Below are 16,950 nucleotides of genomic sequence, written 5' to 3'. Positions count from 1 at the left end.
AAAACATCACTGGAAACTGAATGCCTTCCTCAATGACCTTTCGTACCCGTTCGGGACGTTTACTCCCTGCCATTATCGTGGCTATGCTTCTCGCCAGCTGTTCCGGTCAGGCACCACAGGCGCCGACAGAAAGTGTCCAGGGTGCAGCGTCCGGCAGCTCTGACTATTATCTGCAACAGGCACAGCAAAGCGGTGATGATAACAAGGCTGACTGGCAATTGCTTGCAGTGCGTGCCCTGATACGTGAAGGCAAAGTGCCGCAGGCCGCTGAACAACTCGCAAAAGTACCGCAAAATCTGACCGCCGCACAAACTCTCGAGCAACAACTGACCAGCGCGGAAGTACAGGTCGCGCAGAAAAACGTTCAGGCCGCGGCCACCAGTCTGAGCAAGATAGACCCGACCAATCTGACCAACGATCAGAAAGCGCGTTACTACCAGGCGCAAATTGATGCCAGCCAGGGACGCACCAGTCTCGGACTGATCCGCGCATATATCGCACAGGAACCGCTGTTGCAGGGCAAACTGCATCAGGACAATATTGACGAGACCTGGACCGCGCTGACGCAAATGTCCGCGCAGGACGTCAACAGTATTGTGATTAATGCTGATGAAAACACGTTGCAGGGATGGCTGGATTTACTGAGCGTCTGGCAGAGTAACAAGCAGGATCCTGATCTGCTGAAAGCCGGAATCAAAGACTGGCAGCGTCGTTATCCGGTAAATCCGGCAGCGAAAACCCTGCCGACTCAGCTGAATAATGTGCTGAGCTTCCAGCCAGCCTCTACCGGCAAAATTGCGCTTTTCCTGCCGATGAGCGGTCCGGCGCAGGTTTACGGGAATGCGATTTCGCAAGGTTTCAACGCGGCAATGAACGGTCAATTGAGCCAGCCAGCACCGCAAGCCGCGCCGGCTGATCCGAATGCACAGACACAACCACCGGCAGACCCGGACGCCGCGGTGAGTACTTCCGCGCCGGATGCCAGCCAGCCGCAAACCGATGCCGCTCAGGCTCAGCCGGCTGCAACACCAGCTGCGCCAGCGCCTGTTGCCAGCAGCAATGCGCAGGTGAAAGTGTATGACACCAACGGTCAGCCTCTGGCGGCGCTTCTGACACAGGCTCAGCAGGATGGCGCCACACTGGTTGTCGGCCCGCTGCTCAAAGATCAGGTCAACGAACTCTCTTCCGATCAGACTCCGCTGAATGTTTTAGCGCTTAATCAGCCAGAAACTGAGAAAAACAGCCCGAATATCTGTTACTTTGCGCTCTCGCCAGAAGACGAAGCACAGGATGCTGCGCGCCATATGTGGGCGGAGCAAAAACGGTTGCCGCTGTTGCTGGTTCCACGTGGCAACTTTGGTGACCGTATCGCGCAGGCTTTTGCTAACGAATGGCAGAAGCTGGGCGGTGGCACCGTTCTGAAACAAGGTCTCGGTTCAGGCAGCGAATTGCGTTCTTCTATCGGCAGCGGTATCCGTCTGACCGGTACACCGGTCATCGCCACTGATGCCGCCGCGCCGGCACAAGCGCAGGGCGTGACGATTGGTGGCATTACCATCCCGGCTCCGCCGACAGATGCCCAGATTACGCAAGGCAGCACCGGTGGCAGCGTGGATTCCGTTTACGTGGTGGCGACGCAGAGCGAACTGACGCTGATTAAACCGATGCTGGATCTGGCCGTAAATGGTCGCGTACATCCTTCCGTATACGCAAGTTCCCGCAGCTATCAGGCAGGTGCCGGCCCGGACTATCGTCTGGAAATGGAAGGCGTGCAGTTCAGCGATATTCCATTGCTGGCGGGCGGTAACCCGGCGCTGATGCAGCAGGCCACCGCAAAATTTGGTAATGACTATTCGCTGGTTCGCCTCTACGCGATGGGGATTGATGCCTGGAGTCTGGCAAATCATTTCTCGCAGATGCGCACCCTGCCTGGCTTCCAGGTTTCCGGCAGCACCGGCGACCTGAGTGCCAATGAGAATTGTGTTATCCATCGCAAACTGCCTTGGCTGCAATACCGTCAGGGCTCGCTGGTGCCGGTTTCTTCATAAGAGAAACCCGGCCGCGCCGCTGAGACGGGAACCTTCAGCCATAACAAGTACAAGGACGTACTGATGAACTCTTTTTTATCTAAAACGCGGGCATGCGGCGATAAGTACGAAGCCTTTGCCCGTCGTTATCTTGAAAGAGCCGGGTTAATCTTCGTGGCGGCCAACGTGGCCTGCCGTGCAGGTGAGATTGACCTCATCATGCGTGACCAGCAGACCTGGGTGTTTGTAGAAGTCCGCTACCGGCGTAACGCTGATTTTGGCGGTGCGGCGGCCAGCGTGACCGTTCAAAAACAGCAGCGCCTGTTACGCGCGGCGTCTTTCTGGCTTGCAGGAAAGAATGCGAGCTTTGACACATCATCTTGCCGTTTTGATGTTTTTGCCATCACCGGCAGCCAGGTAGAATGGCTGCGTGATGCATTCAATGCGGAATAAATATTACGACGACTGACTGGACGAAAACCCGTGCTGGATAGAATCAAAGTCTGCTTTACAGAAAGTATTCAAACTCAGATTGCAGCGGCAGAAGCCTTGCCTGACGCGATTTCACGCGCCGCGATGACGCTGGTGCAATCGCTGCTCAACGGCAATAAAATTCTGTGCTGCGGCAACGGCACCTCTGCGGCGAATGCTCAGCATTTTTCCGCCAGTCTGATTAATCGTTTTGAAACTGAACGTCCGAGCCTTCCTGCAATCTCACTATGTGCAGATAACATTGTGCTGACCGCGATTGCTAACGATCGACTGCATGAAGAAATCTATGCCAAACAGGTGCGCGCCTTAGGTCAGGCGGGTGATGTTCTGCTGGCTATTTCTACCCGCGGTAACAGCCGTGATATTGTCAAAGCCGTTGAAGCAGCGGTGACCCGCGATATGACGATTGTCGCATTGACGGGTTATGACGGCGGCGAACTGGCGGGTTTACTGGGGCCTCACGATGTTGAGATCCGTATTCCCTCCCATCGCAGCGCCCGTATTCAGGAAATGCATATGCTCACAGTTAACTGTCTCTGTGACCTGATAGATAATACGCTGTTCCCACACCAGGACGATTAAGGAGATCCAATGAAGGCGAGTCCTCTCTTTGCTGTATTGTTAAGCGCCCTTCTGTTACAAGGCTGTGTTGCAGCCGCCGTGGTTGGTGTGGCTGGCGTGGCCACCAAAACGACCACTGACCCGCGTACTGTGGGCACTCAGGTTGATGACAGCACTCTGGAAGCCCGTGTTTCCAATGCCATCAGTAAAGACAAACAGCTGAAAGATGAAGCCCGTGTTGTGGCGACTGCCTATCAGGGTAAAGTTCTGCTGACCGGCCAGGCTCCGACGCCTGACATGGCTGCCCGCGCCAAACAGATTGCTGTGGGTGTAGACGGTGCGACAGAAGTGTATAACGAGATCCGTACAGGCAAGCCAGTCAGTATGGGCACTGCTTCAACGGATACGTGGATCACCACCAAAGTTCGCTCTCAGTTGCTGACCAGCGATTCGGTGAAATCCTCTAACGTGAAAGTGACCACTGAAAACGGTGAAGTCTTCCTGCTGGGTCTGGTCACTCAGGAAGAAGGTAAATCGGCGGCAGGCATTGCGGCGGGTATCAGCGGTGTTAAACACGTCACCACGGCGTTTACCTACGTTAAATAATGGCGTGAACGCAATAACAAAAAAGGACAGCTCAGGCTGTCCTTTTTTATTCCTCAAAAACGTCAGGCGCTAATGAAGCTTATGCTCTTGCAGGAAGGACTCACCGCCCAGCTGGCTCATCTGGCGCAGTATCCACTGCTGGCGACGCAGCACATAAGCGGAAGGCGCATTCACTTTGTACAGGTGCGGATTAGGCAACACTGCTGCCAGCAACGCCGCCTGAGAAGCCGTAAGGCGGCTGGCAGGTTTATGGAAGAAATGCTGCGAAGCCTGCTCCACACCAAATACGCCGTCACCAAATTCCACGATATTCAGATACACAGTGAGTATCCGGCGTTTGCTCCACACTGTTTCAATACCGACGGTCAGGCCCGCTTCAAGCCCTTTTCTCACCCAACTGCGGCCATCCCAAAGGAACAGGTTCTTGGCAGTTTGCTGGGATAACGTAGAGGCACCGCGCATTTTGCCGCCATCTTTATCCAGAACGGACTGGATTGCATCCACATCAAAACCCCAGTGCTCAGGGAATTTCTGATCTTCAGCAGCCATCACTGCAAGCGCCATTGGTGAGGAAATCTCACTCATCGGCACCCAGTCTGAATGTGCGACATAGCCAAAATCACCAGTCAGCCAGGCCGAAACCTGCCGCTCCACCATGACTGCGGAGAAAGGAACCGGCAGAAATGAAAAAAGAAGAATGCCCGCTACCCATAAGCAGAGTAACAGTATCAGCGCACGTTTCAGCCATAAGGCCGGCTTGCGCAAAAGGCCCTTTCGAGTAATTTTATTCATTTAACGCTTTCCACAACACATCCGACCATCTAATCAATCTCGAGAATAATCTGCAAGATTAGGCTAGCGAAATGCAAATTAATAGTGCTAACAATTGAGCAATATGAATGAAACTTTTGCTTACATTCAGAGCGGAAAATTCCTATTTACCCACTACCATCAAGGAGTTCCGGAAAACTGCCTGAAATTCCTGCTTTTTTCATGCCGATGCATTTTTAAACGATAAAGTAAAATATTTGTGAAAAGATTTGCAAACAATACGTAAGCATGTCTTATGTATATCGATTAGGAAAGTGAATAAATTCTCATCGATTATTCCATATCAGGCGAACCCCTAAGCCAAATCCGCCACCTGTAAACCATAACAAATCAGCAGTATGTACGCCTTTTTCACAGACAAAAAATCCAGCAACCTAAGTGAAATTTTTTCATTTGAAATAAATTTCAGATCTCTTTTGGCTCCGAAAATAGCATTTCAGAAAAAATCACACATAAACGATGAATTACAGTCACTTGCCAGTGATTTTGCATTTTAGACAACCGGTTTCATAGCCGTTTACATTGCAAAATCACTGGCTAAAAGGCCTGTGATTGTTCACTTCCATAAGTAAAATTGCATGTCACCAGTACAACATCAGTAGGGTTCATTTGTATTCTGTCAAAAATCCTGCGATAAAGGCTTGATGTTTTGTATAGACAAAGACTAATCTACATCACAGTTTTTAATGAATGTTGTAACAGTTCTGCTTATATTTGTTATGTTGATTGCTACAGGATGTATTAGACTTTAAGACTGAATTCCAAGACCTGCGAAAACCGAACCCTAAAAACTATCGTGGGTTACCTCTTTCCCTGGTGTTGGCGCAGTATTCGCGCACCCCGGCCTCGGCTGGGGTTATTTTTTTTTCAGCGTTTGCCGTCCAGTCGCGTAACACTTTGATGTCATTGCGCCACTCGGCCTTCAGCTCATCAATCCATTCCTGTACGTTATCCCACCAAGCCGGCAGCGTCGGGGTCTGAATCTGTTGCGCCAGTTGCTGCAAATGCTTGAGGCCAACGGAACCCGCAGCGCCTTTGATTTTGTGCCCTTCTTCTGCAATGCCTTTTTGGTCGCGCGCCGTCATATTTGAATCGAGAACCGCGAGATAACCCGGCATCATCTTTTCAAACATATCTGCACTCTGATAAATCAGTTTCGCGCCAACCAGATCGATGTACTGCTCAAGCATGGCAGTATCAAGCAACGATTCACTGTCTTTCATCACTACAGGCTCCTTTTCAGAAACGGAAACTTCAGGCTGATGATCCCAAAACTGCTGGATCATCGCAGTCAGTGCGGAAACAGACAGCGGCTTGCTCAGCACATCGTCCATTCCTGCATCAAGGTATTCTTTTTTATCTTTCAGCACGTTCGCCGTCAGCGCAATCAGCGGCGGCAGATGCTTACCGGCGTAATCGGTGCGTAACTTACGGGCGATATCCAGACCGGTCATGTCCGGCAACTGAATATCCAGCAAGACCAGATCAAACTCGTCAGGATCGAACATCTCCAGCGCATCGTGCCCGTTCATGGCCACTTCCACGCTGTTGCCCAGTTTTTCCAGCACCGAACGCGCCACGATGACGTTCAGCTCGATATCTTCCACCAGCAGCACATGCAGTGCCGGGAGTGGCATATCTTCTTCTTCGTCCACCTGTTCTGCCGGTGCATCCAGTTTAGGCGCTCGCACGGTGAGCGTGAAGCTGGAGCCCTGACCCGGCACGCTGCTGACTGTAATATCGCCGCCCATCGTCTGCGCCAGACGTTTGGATACCGCCAGCCCGATGCCCGTACCGGTCGCCGGTTTGCCGCCGTTCTGATCTTTCACCTGATAATACATGGCGAAAATTTTGTCCTGCTCGTCCTGCGGGATCCCCATCCCGGAATCGCGCACCACAAAACGCAGCATATCGTTCGGCTCGTAATGGACGCTCAGGACAATTTCGCCTTCACGGGTGAACTTGACGGCATTGCCGATCAGGTTCCACAAGATCTGGCGCAGGCGCGTGCCATCCGTGGTGATGCTGCGCGGCAGCGGAAGATCCGGTTCCATCACAAACTTCAGCCCTTTCGGCTGCGCCAGCAGACCGGAGAGGTTTTCCAAATCTGACAGGAATTCCGTGAAATCCACCGGCTGATTATCGAGCTGCACTTTGCGGCGCTCGATTTTGTCCATTTCGATAATGTCGTTGAAGATATTGCCGAGGGTGATGGCACTGACGTGAATCGTTTTCAGATAGCTGTGCTGTTCTTTGTCCAGCTCGGTATCGAGCAGAATGCGGCTCAGCCCGACAATGCCGTTAAGCGGCGTACGCAGCTCGTGGCTGATCGTGGAAATAAAGGTGGTCTTCTCACGGCTGGCATTCTCTAACGCATCCTGATAGCGCTTACGCTCGGTAATATCGCGTCCAAAGCCCATCAGGCCATGTCGTTTACCGATACGGTCATAGAACGGCACTTTGCGCAGTTCAAAGCAGGCTTTACGCCCGTCCGGATAGACGAGCCATTGTTCGTACGTCAGGGAAACGTTGTGACGGAATACCTTCTCGTCGGTTTCGACCACTTTCTCGGCGATGTCCGGAGTATAGACGTCGTTAGGGGTGAGGCCGACCAGCTGCTTCTCGCTTTTACCGGTCAGCAGTTCCATCGCCCGGTTACAGCCGGAGAATTCTTTGTCTTCGTTGCGGTAATACACCAGATCTGGTGAGGCATCGAGGAAAGAGCGTAATAATGCAGATTGCTGGCTCAGTTCGATCTGCGCCTGTTCGCGGTGGTGCATTTCCAGTTTCAGCTTATCGACCACTGCCAGACGCGCTTCTTCCGCTTTTACACGGTCGGCGATTTCCTGATTCAGTTGGGTAATGTTGTCTTTGAGCTGCTGATTCAGTTCGAGGTCGCGGTGACGCATCTCTTCCAGCTTATCCACCAGACGCGCTAAACGCTGACGCGACTCTTCAAGCTGCTCGACCACCACCGACAGGAAGTAGACTGCCCAGGGCGTGATCAGCAAACCAAAGAAGATGGAACGAACGACGTCGATACTTTCCACCTGCCCGCGCAGGAGCATGGTGACGGCCATCTGGACAATCATCGCCAGCACCACCAGCGCAGATGCCAGCAGCAGTGAGAATCTCACCAGCCCCAGCTTGACCATCAGATCGACATAATACTGCGCTAAAACCCGGATTTGCTTCATAACGGTTCCCTTAAAACGAAGACGCCTGAATCATACCGCAAAACCTACCCGGCGTGATGGCGGGGTCATCATTGAGCGTGAAGTTTGTGAGATGCACCGTACAAGGGCTGGTCATGGTGCAATGCAGGAAATAAGGGCAGAGTTATTGACTATTTTGCAGGGTGATATTATTAATATCGGCCGGCTTTATCAGGCTGATAAAGTCGCCAAATGCCCTGTGGCTAACATCTTTTCCTTTAATCCTCCGAATTCCTTCCCTCTCGGCGCTTTTGGCGCAGGCATAACTATTCATTATTACTGCAAATAAAGTCATTCCCGGCAATATGAATAATTCTTATTACAAACCCCGCTCAGACACATTATTACTGTCACGTTAAAAACAGTGACAAACCGCATGCTCGCAGAGTTTTCCAGTATAAAATACTGGTAATTAAGCACCTGCCAGCACGGTGCGGAGATCTGAAGCTTTTCCTATAGTGAGTCAGCTCACACTTTGCACGCTTTACCACACCGATATTATGCCATTAAAAAGGCAATCTAATTTTTATATATCAATGAGTTAAACTCTTTTATATCACTTTTAATATAAGTTAATTCGCCATTTGACCTGATGGGGCTTTCTCGCTAAGTTGGGAGTCCGCTGGAAGCAATCTCGACGGGTGAGCAACTCGTCATATTTATGCAGTAATTGAAGACTCCCTCATTAAAACAAGTCAACCACCACTTGTGAGAACCATCACGAGAGGCCTTTGACGGAGATGTCCGGGCAATCAACGCACCGCAAGAGTGCGCGAAATTGCGGACAAACTCTGTGAATAAGACCGCTCGCGATTGGTGTGAGAGTCTCGCAGAGCCTGGGGAGGTTCACGTTATGTTGTACGATAAATCCCAAGAGAGGGACAACTGTGGTTTCGGCCTGATCGCCCATATAGAAGGCGAACCTAGCCATAAGGTCGTGCGTACTGCAATTCACGCACTGGCCCGTATGCAACACCGTGGCGCGATCCTTGCTGACGGCAAGACCGGCGACGGCTGTGGCCTTCATTTACAGAAACCTGATCGCTTCTTCCGCATGATTGCCGAAGAACGTGGCTGGCGTCTGGCGAAAAACTACGCCGTGGGCATGTTGTTCCTCAGCAAAGATGAAAAAGAAGCTGAGGCGAGCCGCCGCATTGTAGAAGAAGAATTGCAAAACGAGACGCTGTCCGTGGTGGGCTGGCGTGACGTTCCGACCAATCCGGACGTACTCGGTGAAATCGCGCTTTCCTCCCTGCCTCGTATCGAACAAATTTTTGTCAACGCGCCTGCCGGATGGCGTCCGCGTGACATGGAGCGCCGCCTGTATATGGCGCGCCGCCGCATTGAGAAACGCATTCAGGATAAAGACTTCTATGTGTGCAGTTTCTCCAACGTGGTCACGATCTATAAAGGCCTGTGTATGCCTGCGGATCTGCCACGCTTCTATTTAGATCTGGCCGACCTGCGTCTGGAATCGGCCATCTGCTTGTTCCACCAGCGTTTTTCGACCAACACGGTGCCGCGCTGGCAACTGGCTCAGCCTTTCCGCTATCTGGCGCACAACGGCGAAATCAACACCATCACCGGTAACCGTCAGTGGGCGCGTGCCCGTGCATACAAATTTAAAACGCCGCTGATCCCCGATTTGCAGGACGCATCGCCTTTCGTCAACGAAACCGGTTCGGATTCCAGCTCGCTGGATAACATGCTGGAACTTTTCCTGGCCGGCGGGATGGACTTGCTGCGCGCCATGCGTTTGCTGGTGCCACCAGCCTGGCAGCAAAACCCGGATATGGACGACGACCTGCGCGCGTTCTTCGACTTTAACTCCATGCACATGGAGCCGTGGGACGGCCCGGCCGGTATCGTGATGTCAGACGGCCGTTATGCCGCCTGTAACCTCGACCGTAACGGTCTGCGCCCTGCGCGTTATGTCATCACCAAAGATAAGCTGATCACCTGTGCGTCCGAAGTCGGGATCTGGGATTATCAGCCGGACGAAGTGGTCGAAAAAGGCCGCGTCGGACCGGGTGAACTGATGGTGATCGACACCCGCAGCGGCAAGATCCACCACTCCGCGGAAACCGATAACGACCTGAAAGGCCGCCATCCTTATAAGCAATGGATGGAGAAAAACGTTCAGCGTCTGGTGCCGTTCGAAGACCTGCCGGAAGATCAGGTCGGCAGCCGCGAGATGGAAGACACGTTACTGGAAACGTTCCAGAAACAGTTCGGCTACAGCAGCGAAGAACTCGATCAGATCATCCGCGTACTGGGTGAAAACGGTCAGGAAGCCGTCGGCTCAATGGGCGACGACACGCCATTCGCCGTGCTTTCCAGCCGTCCGCGTATTGTATATGACTACTTCCGTCAGCAGTTTGCGCAGGTCACCAACCCGCCAATCGATCCGCTGCGTGAAGCGCACGTGATGTCTCTGGCGACCAGCATTGGCCGCGAGATGAACGTGTTCTGCGAAGCCGAAGGTCAGGCGCACCGTCTGAGCTTTAAATCGCCAATTCTGCTGTGGTCTGACTTTAAACAGCTCACCACGCTCGACAGCAAACACTATCGCGCTGAAACGCTGGATCTGACTTACGATCCGAGCGAACAAAACATGGAGCAGTTCGTCCAGAAACTCTGTGACGAAGGCGAACAGAAAGTGCGTAACGGCGCGGTTCTGCTGGTGCTGTCTGACCGCAATATCGCGCCGAACCGTCTGCCGCTGCCTGCGCCAATGGCCGTCGGCGCGCTGCAACTGCGTCTGGTTGAGAAAAGCCTGCGCTGCGATGCCAACATCATTGTTGAAACCGCCAGTGCACGTGACCCGCACCATTTCGCCGTACTGATTGGTTTCGGTGCGACCGCGGTTTACCCGTATCTGGCCTACGAGACGCTGGCCAAACTGGTCGATACACAGGTTATCGAGAAGAAATACCGTGAAGTGATGCTGAACTACCGTAACGGCATCAACAAAGGTCTGTACAAGATCATGTCCAAAATGGGCATCTCAACCGTCGCCTCTTACCGCTGCTCAAAACTGTTTGAAGCAGTCGGTCTGGCGAAGGATCTGTGCAACACCTGTTTCAACGGCGTGGTCAGCCGTATCGGCGGTGCCGGTTACAGCGATTTCGAACAGGATTTGCTGAACCTGTCCAAACGTGCGTGGCTGAAACGCAAAACACTGGATCAGGGCGGCCTGCTGAAATTTGTCCACGGCGGCGAATATCACTCCTATAACCCGGACGTGGTCACTACCCTGCAAGCCGCAGTGAACAGTGGTGATTACGACGATTACAAAAAGTACGCCAAACTGGTTAATGAACGTCCGGTTGCGACATTGCGTGACCTGCTGAAAGTGACACCAAAAGGTCAGCCAATCCCTGTGGATCAGGTTGAGCCGGCGGAAGGTTTGTATACCCGTTTCGATACCGCAGCGATGTCTATCGGTGCGTTAAGCCCGGAAGCGCATGAGTCTCTGGCTGAAGCGATGAACAGCATCGGCGGACGCTCTAACTCCGGCGAAGGCGGCGAAGATCCTGCGCGTTACGGCACCAATAAAGTGTCCCGTATCAAACAGGTGGCTTCCGGTCGTTTCGGCGTGACACCGGCGTATCTGGTGAATGCTGACGTTATTCAGATTAAAGTCGCACAGGGTGCAAAACCAGGCGAAGGTGGTCAGTTGCCGGGTGACAAAGTGACGCCGTACATCGCGAAACTGCGTTATTCCGTGCCGGGCGTGACCCTGATTTCTCCACCGCCGCACCACGATATTTATTCTATCGAGGATCTGGCACAGCTGATTTTCGACCTGAAACAGGTCAACCCGAAAGCGATGATTTCGGTGAAACTGGTGTCTGAACCGGGCGTCGGCACTATCGCGGTCGGTGTGGCGAAAGCCTATGCGGATCTCATCACTATTGCCGGCTACGATGGCGGTACCGGCGCAAGCCCGCTGTCCTCGGTGAAATACGCCGGTTGCCCATGGGAACTGGGTCTGGTGGAAACACAACAGGCACTGGTCGCCAACGGCCTGCGCCACAAAATCCGTCTGCAGGTGGATGGCGGTCTGAAAACGGGCCTCGACATCATCAAGGCCGCGATTCTGGGTGCAGAAAGCTTCGGTTTCGGTACCGGACCGATGGTCGCGCTGGGTTGTAAATACCTGCGTATTTGTCACCTGAACAACTGCGCAACAGGCGTGGCAACCCAGGACGACAAACTGCGTCGCAACCATTATCACGGCCTGCCAGAACGCGTAGTGAACTACTTTAAGTTCATCACGCAGGAAACCCGTGAAATCATGGCCGAACTGGGCGTCAGCCAGCTGGTGGATCTGATTGGTCGCACCGATTTGCTGACTGAGCTGGACGGTTTCACCGCCAAGCAAAACAATCTCGACCTTTCTGCGATGCTGGCGACTGCCACGCCGCATGAAGGCAAAGCGGTGTACTGCACCGAAAGCAACCCGGCGTTCGACAAGGGTCAGCTTAACAAAGACATTCTGGAACAGGCCGCGCCGCACATCGATTCTAAGCAGAGCAAAGCGTTCTACTTTGATATCCGCAACACTGACCGCTCTGTGGGTGCAATGTTGTCAGGTGCAATTGCTGAGAAACATGGCGATCAAGGCATGGCGGCTGATCCGGTGCGTATTAACTTCAACGGTACCGCGGGCCAGAGCTTCGGCGTCTGGAACGCAGGCGGCGTCGATTTAATGCTGACCGGCGACGCGAACGACTACGTGGGCAAAGGCATGGCCGGTGGCCGCATTGCCATCCGTCCGCCAATCGGTTCAGCGTTCCGCAGCCACGAAGCCAGCATCATCGGTAACACCTGTCTGTACGGCGCAACCGGCGGCAAGTTGTTTGCAGCGGGTCGTGCGGGTGAACGCTTCGCAGTGCGTAACTCCGGTGCGATCACTGTCGTCGAAGGCATTGGAGATAACGGTTGTGAATACATGACCGGCGGCATTGTATGTGTGCTGGGTCGTACCGGCGTCAACTTTGGCGCAGGCATGACCGGCGGTTTCGCTTACGTTCTTGATGAAGACGGCGAATTCCGCAAACGTGTTAACCCGGAACTGGTTGAAGTCCTGGAAGTGGCCGAACTGGCTATCCATGAAGAGCACCTGCGCGGTTTGATCATCGAACACGTACAGTTGACCGCATCGACCCGTGGTGAAGAGATTTTGGCGAACTGGCCGGAATGGGCGCCTAAATTTGCCCTGGTAAAACCGAAGTCCAGTGATGTCAAAGCATTGTTGGGTCACCGTAGTCGTTCCGCAGCTGAGCTGCGGGTACAAGCGCAGTAAGAGGTTAAGATGAGTCAAAACGTTTATCAATTTGTCGACTTACAGCGTGTTGATCCGCCGAAAAAAGCGCTGAAGATCCGTAAAATTGAGTTTGTGGAAATTTACAAGCCGTTCTCAGCAACTCAGGCCGCATCTCAGGCAGACCGCTGTTTGTCCTGTGGTAACCCTTACTGCGAATGGAAATGCCCGGTTCACAACTACATTCCGAACTGGCTGAAGCTGGCGAACGAAGGTCGCATCATGGAAGCCGCCGACCTCGCGCACCAGACCAACAGCCTGCCGGAAGTCTGCGGACGCGTTTGCCCGCAGGACCGTCTGTGCGAAGGTTCCTGCACCCTAAACGATGAGTTCGGTGCAGTGACCATCGGTAATATCGAGCGCTACATCAACGACAAAGCCATCGAGATGGGCTGGCGTCCGGATATGTCTCACGTGCAGCCAACCGGCAAACGTGTGGCGATCATCGGTGCAGGTCCGGCAGGTCTGGCTTGTGCCGACGTGCTGACCCGTAACGGTGTGAAAGCGGTGGTTTACGATCGCCATCCGGAAATCGGCGGCCTGCTGACTTTCGGTATTCCGGCCTTCAAGCTGGAAAAATCAGTAATGACCAAGCGTCGCGAAATCTTCACTGAGATGGGTATCGAGTTCCAGCTCAATACCGAAGTCGGCAAAGACATCACCATTGATGCGCTGCTGGCGGAATACGATTCTGTATTCCTCGGCGTTGGCACTTATCAGTCCATGCGCGGTGGTCTGGCGAACGAAGATGCGCCGGGCGTGTACGATGCCCTGCCGTTCCTCATCGCTAACACCAAGCAGCTGATGGGCTACGATGACAGCCAGGAAGAGCCTTACGTGACGATGGACAAGAAACGCGTCGTGGTGCTGGGCGGTGGTGATACCGCCATGGACTGCGTGCGTACGTCAATTCGTCAGGGTGCAACCCATGTGACCTGTGCGTACCGTCGTGATGAAGAGAACATGCCGGGCTCGCGTCGTGAAGTGAAGAATGCGCGCGAAGAAGGTGTGGATTTCAAATTTAACCTGCAACCACTGAGCATTGAACTGAACGATTCAGGCCGCGTATGTGGCGTGCGTATGGCGCGTACCGAGCTGGGCGCTCCGGATGCACATGGCCGCCGTCGTGCAGAAATCGTGGCGGGTTCCGAACATGTGATGGAAGCGGATGCTGTGGTGATGGCGTTTGGTTTCCGCCCACACAAAATGGAATGGCTGGCAGCCCATGACGTCGAGCTGGACACGCAGGGACGTATCGTAGCCCCTGAAGGCAGCGACAACGCCTTCCAGACCAGCAACCCGAAAATCTTCGCCGGTGGCGATGCGGTTCGCGGTTCCGATCTGGTCGTCACGGCGATTGCCGAAGGCCGTAAGGCAGCAGAAGGCATCATGAACTTCCTCGAAGTCTGATCCGGTCTGTCGTAAAAACGGGGCTGCCAGCGATGGCAGCCCCGTTTTTTTTAAACGAACGCAATCAGTACAGGCGAAATGAGAGGCCCATGAATTCAGGGCAATAAAAAACCCCGCGAACATCGCAGGGTTTAAGCATGAAACCGGGCTGAGTCGGGTTGTTATTTCACAACACGCAATGCCGGGCGACCACCGCGTGGCGGAGCCGGCGGCTCATCATCCGGATCTTCTTCAGCCACATCCGGCAAATCGCCATCAATGACTGACATGGTCGGCTCTGTCGGCTCATCCGCGCTCAGGTCGCCATCAAAGGCGCCTTCAGCTTCATAAGCAGGTTCAGGTTCGAACATGGTACCGGCACCGTTTTCACGGGCGTAAATCGCCAAAACGGCAGCGATCGGTACAAATACGTTACGCGGCACGCCGCCAAAACGGGCGTTAAAGCGTACATCATCGTTACCCAGTTCGAGATTGCCGACAGCACGCGGCGCAACGTTCAGAACGATTTGTCCGTCACGCGCAAACTCCATCGGCACCATCACGCCAGGCATCGTCACGTCAACCACCAGATGCGGGGTTAACTGGTTGTCGAGCAACCAGTCATAAAAAGCCCGCAGCAGATAGGGGCGACGCGGAGACATGTCGGTCATCTCCATACCTTAGCCTCGGGTATGCAAACGCATTTCGCGCTCTGCTTCGGTCAGGGAAGCCAGGAAAGCATCACGTTCGAAGACGCGGGTCATGTAGCCTTTCAGCTCTTTAGAACCGGCACCTGACAGCTCAATGCCCAGCTCTGGCAAACGCCACAGCAGCGGAGCCAGATAGCAATCGACCAGGCTGAACTCTTCGCTTTTAAAGTAAGGCATGTACGAGAAGATTGGCGCAATCGCCAGCAGCTCTTCACGCAGTTGCTTACGCGCAGCGTCCGCTTCAGTCGCAGAACCTTGCTCGACCTGACGCATCAGCGAATACCAGTCGTTTTCGATGCGGTGCATCATCAGACGGCTCTCACCACGGGCAACCGGATAAACCGGCATCAGCGGTGGATGCGGGAAACGCTCATCAAGATATTCCATGATGATGCGGGATTCGAACAGGGTCAGCTCACGATCAACCAGCGTCGGTACAGTGCGGTAAGGGTTGAGGTCAATAAGATCCTGCGGCAGGTGATCCATCTCAACCTGCTCGATCTCGACACTGACACCTTTTTCCGCCAGTACGATACGTACTTGATGGCTAAAAATGTCGGTCGGGCCGGAAAACAGCGTCATTACCGAACGTTTGTTGGCAGCGACAGCCATGAAAACCTCCAAGTTTATCTAGAATATTACAGCGAGTTATCGCCAGCCTGCAGTTTTTGTCCCGTAGTTTCATAGACAACCATCGGCAAGGCGAACCCAGCCAGGAAGCGCGGCAACGTCAACTGCTCGGCGAATAGGCACAAAAGTGTGTGATAGTTTACCAGATTTTACGCGGGCTGTGGTGGACGGTGAGACGATTTCGTGGGGAATTGTGTGTCAGGAGATCATTTCGCCTGCGATTGCTGAAAAAAAGGCATAAAAAAACCCGGTGAAGCACCGGGTTTTTGACGCTGATTTTCGTGCCGAAGCACTGAGCTGCAAAGCAGCAGAAAATTAACGTTTGGAGAACTGAGGACGACGACGTGCTTTACGCAGACCGACTTTCTTACGTTCAACCTGACGAGCATCACGAGTAACGAAACCAGCTTTACGCAGTTCGCCACGAAGATTTTCGTCATATTCCATCAGTGCACGGGTAATACCGTGACGGATAGCACCAGCTTGACCGGAGATACCACCACCTTTAACGGTGATGTACAGGTCGAATTTCTCAACCATGTCGACCAGTTCCAGTGGTTGACGAACTACCATGCGGGCAGTTTCACGACCAAAGTACTGTTCCAGGCTACGCTGGTTAATTACGATGTTACCACTACCCGGTTTGATGAAAACACGAGCGGCGGAGCTTTTGCGGCGACCAGTGCCGTAGTATTGATTTTCAGCCATTGCCTATAATCCCGAATTAAATGTCAAGAACTTGCGGTTGTTGCGCCGCATGAGTGTGCTCGTTACCCGCGTAAACTTTCATTTTACGGTACATTGCACGACCCAGCGGGCCCTTTGGCAACATGCCTTTAACCGCGAGTTCGATCACGCGTTCAGGACGGCGAGCGATCATCTCTTCAAAGGTCGCTTGCTTGATACCACCGATGTGGCCGGTGTGATGGTAATAAATCTTGTCGTTACGCTTGTTGCCGGTTACAGCAACTTTTTCTGCGTTCAGAACGATGATGTAATCACCAGTATCAACGTGCGGAGTGTATTCCGCTTTATGTTTGCCACGCAGACGGCGAGCCAGTTCAGTGGCCAGGCGACCTAAGGTCTTGCCGGTAGCGTCAACTACGAACCAGTCACGTTGTACGGTTTCCGGTTTAGCTGTAAAAGTTTTCATTAAAAGC

11 protein-coding genes and 1 pseudogene are annotated in these 16,950 nt (G+C 53.3%); 6 read left to right on the top strand and 6 right to left on the bottom strand.

The genetic code is table 11. The features are described 5' to 3' along the window. Positions 1-20: 20 nt before the first annotated feature. The 4 genes from UC15_RS10520 to dolP all read left to right on the top strand — a co-directional run bounded on the left by UC15_RS10520 (position 21) and on the right by dolP (position 3,686). A complete protein-coding gene (locus tag UC15_RS10520) occupies positions 21-2,048 on the top strand; it encodes a penicillin-binding protein activator (RefSeq protein WP_112288392.1) in 2,028 nt (675 codons plus the stop codon). A 63-nt stretch (positions 2,049-2,111) separates the two neighbouring features. Beyond that, positions 2,112-2,480 (top strand): YraN family protein, encoded by a 369-nt coding sequence (locus UC15_RS10515; RefSeq protein WP_112288391.1) that lies wholly within the window; start codon positions 2,112-2,114, stop codon positions 2,478-2,480. A gap of 30 nt (positions 2,481-2,510) precedes the next feature. Further along, on the top strand, positions 2,511-3,101 hold the full coding sequence (gene diaA, locus UC15_RS10510; RefSeq protein WP_013577230.1) for a DnaA initiator-associating protein DiaA: 591 nt from the start codon (positions 2,511-2,513) through the stop codon (positions 3,099-3,101). Between the two features lie 9 nt (positions 3,102-3,110). Continuing rightward, a complete protein-coding gene (dolP, locus tag UC15_RS10505) occupies positions 3,111-3,686 on the top strand; it encodes a division/outer membrane stress-associated lipid-binding lipoprotein (RefSeq protein WP_112288390.1) in 576 nt (191 codons plus the stop codon). A 69-nt stretch (positions 3,687-3,755) separates the two neighbouring features. On the opposite strand, the gene mtgA is transcribed toward dolP, so the two are convergent. Together mtgA and arcB are read right to left on the bottom strand one after the other, a co-directional pair. Next, positions 3,756-4,478: a monofunctional biosynthetic peptidoglycan transglycosylase gene (gene mtgA / locus UC15_RS10500; RefSeq protein ID WP_112288389.1), complete on the bottom strand. Its 723-nt coding sequence runs from the start codon at positions 4,476-4,478 to the stop codon at positions 3,756-3,758. An 899-nt stretch (positions 4,479-5,377) separates the two neighbouring features. Further along, positions 5,378-7,714: pseudogene (arcB, locus tag UC15_RS10495) on the bottom strand (aerobic respiration two-component sensor histidine kinase ArcB); the annotation flags it as partial. A gap of 871 nt (positions 7,715-8,585) precedes the next feature. Between arcB and gltB the strand changes: the two are divergent. Together gltB and UC15_RS10485 are read left to right on the top strand one after the other, a co-directional pair. Beyond that, positions 8,586-13,043 carry a glutamate synthase large subunit gene (gene gltB, locus UC15_RS10490; RefSeq protein WP_112288387.1) on the top strand — a complete coding sequence of 1,486 codons (4,458 nt, stop codon included), beginning with the start codon at positions 8,586-8,588 and terminating at the stop codon, positions 13,041-13,043. 9 nt (positions 13,044-13,052) lie between these two features. Next, on the top strand, positions 13,053-14,471 hold the full coding sequence (locus UC15_RS10485) for a glutamate synthase small subunit (protein ID WP_112288386.1): 1,419 nt from the start codon (positions 13,053-13,055) through the stop codon (positions 14,469-14,471). A 161-nt stretch (positions 14,472-14,632) separates the two neighbouring features. On the opposite strand, the gene sspB is transcribed toward UC15_RS10485, so the two are convergent. From sspB to rplM, 4 genes are all read right to left on the bottom strand, one after another. Then, positions 14,633-15,127 carry a ClpXP protease specificity-enhancing factor gene (sspB, locus tag UC15_RS10480; RefSeq protein WP_112288385.1) on the bottom strand — a complete coding sequence of 165 codons (495 nt, stop codon included), beginning with the start codon at positions 15,125-15,127 and terminating at the stop codon, positions 14,633-14,635. Between the two features lie 3 nt (positions 15,128-15,130). After that, positions 15,131-15,772, bottom strand: coding sequence for a stringent starvation protein SspA (gene sspA / locus UC15_RS10475; protein ID WP_112288384.1), 642 nt, complete (start codon positions 15,770-15,772; stop codon positions 15,131-15,133). Between the two features lie 333 nt (positions 15,773-16,105). Further along, positions 16,106-16,498, bottom strand: coding sequence for a 30S ribosomal protein S9 (rpsI, locus tag UC15_RS10470; protein WP_013577238.1), 393 nt, complete (start codon positions 16,496-16,498; stop codon positions 16,106-16,108). Between the two features lie 16 nt (positions 16,499-16,514). Further along, positions 16,515-16,943: a 50S ribosomal protein L13 gene (rplM, locus tag UC15_RS10465; RefSeq protein ID WP_013577239.1), complete on the bottom strand. Its 429-nt coding sequence runs from the start codon at positions 16,941-16,943 to the stop codon at positions 16,515-16,517. Positions 16,944-16,950 lie beyond the last annotated feature (7 nt).

The sequence above is a fragment of the Rahnella sp. AN3-3W3 genome, from assembly GCF_003263545.1.
Taxonomy (GTDB): domain Bacteria; phylum Pseudomonadota; class Gammaproteobacteria; order Enterobacterales; family Enterobacteriaceae; genus Rahnella; species Rahnella variigena.
This window is presented reverse-complemented; position numbering and strand designations above follow the sequence as displayed.